Source organism: Streptomyces calidiresistens (genome assembly GCF_014141525.1).
Taxonomy (GTDB): domain Bacteria; phylum Actinomycetota; class Actinomycetes; order Streptomycetales; family Streptomycetaceae; genus Streptomyces; species Streptomyces calidiresistens.
In genome coordinates this window covers 1-3,368 of record NZ_VKHS01000625.1, presented here as the reverse complement: position 1 = coordinate 3,368, position 3,368 = coordinate 1, and the positions used below count along the sequence as shown (strand labels likewise).

Here is a 3,368-nt window from a genome sequence, read left to right as displayed (position 1 = left end):
GCCGGGGGCCGGGGAAGAGGACGGGGCCGACGCCGTGCGGGCCCTGGAGCGGGCCCTGGAGCACACCGCCCAGTTGGAGTGGATGTGCCGGGTGTGGCTCGCGGCCTCCTCGGTCCCCGGTCGGACACCGGCGCTGTTGTCGGGGGCCGAGATCGATCGCGTGATCGAGCGGCTGCGCGACTACGGCCAACCGGGGGACCGGGCCTGACGTCCGACCGGTCCGGTGCCGCGTCACCCCACTGCTGTTCACGGGGTGCACAACTGTTCCATCCCGGGCAGGCTGGTGGGCATGCGTCGGCGTACAACGGCGGCTGTGGCCGCCACCGCACTGTTGGGAGCCGGAGCGACGGTCGTTGCCGTCGGCCGGAGGGCCGCCCGGACCGCCCTGAGAAGCGGCGGGCCACCGGTCGGGTTCGGCGGGCCGGAGGCGGTGATCGTCTCCATGGCCCCGGAGAAGGGGACCGTCACGCTCGTGGGTCCCGCCGCCGGCGGACCGGGCGCCGCTCCCGACCTGCCGGGCCGCTACGGTCTGGTCGCCGCCGACGGTGCCCGCGGCGCGGGCCGGCTGGTGGGCACCGTGGGAGAGGTGGTGCGCTCCGAGGCGGCGGGGGGTTCCGGCGCGATCACCGTCACCCGCCGACTGGAGCCCGACCCGACCGGTGACGTCCCCCTCGAACCCGCCGGTCGGTGGGGCCGGTTCCCCGGCACCCGGGTGCGGCTGACCCCGGCCGTCCACGCCGGGAACCCGCGCACCGCCCTGGGACTGCCGCACGCGGCCCTGGAAATACCCGCCGAACTGGGCACCCTGCCCACCTGGTTCGTCCCCGGCGACCGCGACCTGTGGGTGATCCTCCTGCACGCTCCCGGTGCCGGACGCGAGCAGGCGCTGAACCTGTTGCCGTTCCTCCACCGCAACCACCTCCCCACGCTCGTGCCCACCCTGCGCGGGGACCCCGGCGCACCCCCGGCGCCGGGCGGGATCGACCGGCTCGGGACCGCGGAGTGGCGCGACGCCGACGCCGCCCTGCGGCACGCCGCCCGCTACGGGGCCCGACGGGTGGTGCTGATCGGCTGGTCCGCCGGCGCGGACATGGCGCTGCGCACGGCGGCCGAGTCCGCCCTGCGCGACCGGATCACCGGTGTGGTGCTGGACTCCCCCCTGCTGCACTGGCCCGCGGCGCTGCGCGCGCTGGCGGGCGAGCGGGGTGTGCCCCGGCCGTTGGTGCGCCTGGCCCGGGGCGCGGCCCGCGGCGGCATCGGGTTGCCCGCCCCCCGGCCGACCGGGCCGCCGAGCCGCCCCGACGGGCGCCCGTTGCCGGTGCTCGTCGTGCAGGGCTCCGAGGACCGCGTGGCGCCGCGCTCGGCCGCCCGCGAGCTGGTCGCCCGCGCTCCGGAGAGCGTGGTGGAGCACACCGTGCCCGGCGCCGGCCACGCGGCGTGCTGGAACGTGGACCCCGAGGGGTACGAGGAACGCCTGCGGCGCTTCCTCACGCCCTTGCTGTGAGCCGCCGTGGGCCGCTGCGGGCCGCCGTGACCCGCCGCGAGCCGTGGTGACCCGACCCCACTCCCGCCCGTCGGCGCGCACCCGTGCCGACGGGCGCGGGGGTGCGCCGGCGCCCGTTCCGCGTATTCCCTCATCCGGGGGCGCCCGGGGGGCGTACGGGAGCGTTTCGGGGAGGCGCGGACCCGCCGACACAGAGCCGGTTTGGGCTTTCGCGCCCCTACCGGTGAAACTGCTGCGGTGACGATCCCTCCGCGCGAGACCCGGTTGCACGTCCTGCCCGTCCCTCCGGCCCGGGAAGCCGGTCGGGGGGCACCCGCCGACCCCGCCGGGGAATCCGGTTCGGCCCACGCCGCCGGCCCGGTTCATTCCCGGGACCTCCACCGCGTTCCGACCGCCGCGGCCGACGGGGGAACCCCGACCGGGCCGCGTCCCGCCGGCGCGCGGCCCACGGGGGCGCCGGCACGCCCCCGCTCCGTCGTCCGCCGCTCCGCCGCCCGTCGGCGCCCGCCCCGGCCGCCGCGGGGCACCCCGCCGCGGGAGGAGCTCGCCCGTCGGGTGCGGGCCTTCCTCGACCCCGCCGTGCGCCTCGCCCGCTGGGCCGAGCGGCACGGTCTGGACCCGGCCGCGGAACCCGAGCGCGCGGCGCGGGACCTGGGGATGAGCCGGGCCGGGGTCCGCGATCACTGGAGCCGGGCCCGGCTGGCCGGTCTCATCGAACCGGCCGAGCCCGGCGACGCCCTGCCCCCCGGCTCCACCGGCCCGCACCCCGTCCTCGCCGGTGCCGTCCGGGCCGGATGGCGCCTGCGGGCCTGGGACAGCGACGACTCGGCCGTCCTGCGCGGATGGGTGGCCCTCTTCGACGGTTGGTCCCTGGTGCGTCCGGCACCCGACGACGCCGACCCGATCGCCGTCACCGAGGTGGTCGGGGCCGTGCCCCAGCTGCTGTCGGTGATGCACCTGTCCGACGGGCCGGTCACCGCCGAGGGCCTGTGCGACCTGCTCCTGCAGCGCGTCGCCGAACTGCGGGCCGAACGCCCCGACGCCGAGGGGGACCCCCGGCCGGTGCCGGAGGAGGAGGTGGGCGAGCTGACCCGCCTGCTCGGCTGGGCGCTGGACGCCCTCTCGGCCGTGGGGGCGCTCACGCTGCACGCCGGTGGCGACCTCCCGGTGCGCGCCCGCCTCACCCCGTTGGGCGGATGGGCGGTGTGGACCCGGCTGGAACAGATCTGCCTGGCCGCGCAGAGCCCGGCGGGCCACATCGAACAGTCCGCCGTGGCCATGCTGCGCGCCTGCGCCGACCTGACCCCCGGCCCCGCCCGCGACGAGTACCGGGCCTGGCTGGCCGCCCGCACCACCGGACCGGCCGTCGCCGAACTCCTGGAGGCCGCCCGGGGCGAGGACGCCCTCATCCGGGGGCACGCCTTCGAGGCACTGCGGGTGGTCGGGGCCCCGGCCCGGGCCGCCGTGCGGGCGGCGGTCGACGAGCCGGTGCTGCGCCCCTACGCCCTGCTGTGGCTGGCCGAGCAGGAGGACGGGGGCTCGGCCGACGCCGCAGCCGAACCGATGATCGTGCTCACCCGTCGCGAGGCGACCTGGCTGTGGGTGGACACCGCCTCGGCGGTCCACGACCACAGCCCGGGCCGTCTGCTGATCGACCACCTGGAGCACGCCCCCACCCCCTCCATCCCCGAGTTGCTGGAGGACATCCGGAGTTGCGGTCACCCCAGGACGGTCCAGGTGCTGCTGGCCCTGGCCGCGGCCCACCCCGAGCCGCCGGCCGCCCGCCGCATCCGCCGGGCCGCCTTCCAGTTGCACACCGGCGGGACGGCGGCGATCCCCGCCCGCCGGGGGGAGGGGACCGGGG

General features: G+C 78.3%; 2 protein-coding genes and 1 pseudogene. All 3 read left to right on the top strand.

The window, feature by feature from the left end:
• Positions 1-208: pseudogene (locus FOE67_RS20600) on the top strand (hypothetical protein); the annotation flags it as partial.
• 105 nt (positions 209-313) lie between these two features.
• Positions 314-1,504, top strand: coding sequence for an alpha/beta hydrolase (locus tag FOE67_RS20595; protein WP_323385159.1), 1,191 nt, complete (start codon positions 314-316; stop codon positions 1,502-1,504).
• A gap of 555 nt (positions 1,505-2,059) precedes the next feature.
• The coding region (locus tag FOE67_RS20590) for a hypothetical protein (protein WP_182666330.1) at positions 2,060-3,368 on the top strand (1,309 nt) is incomplete at its 3' end.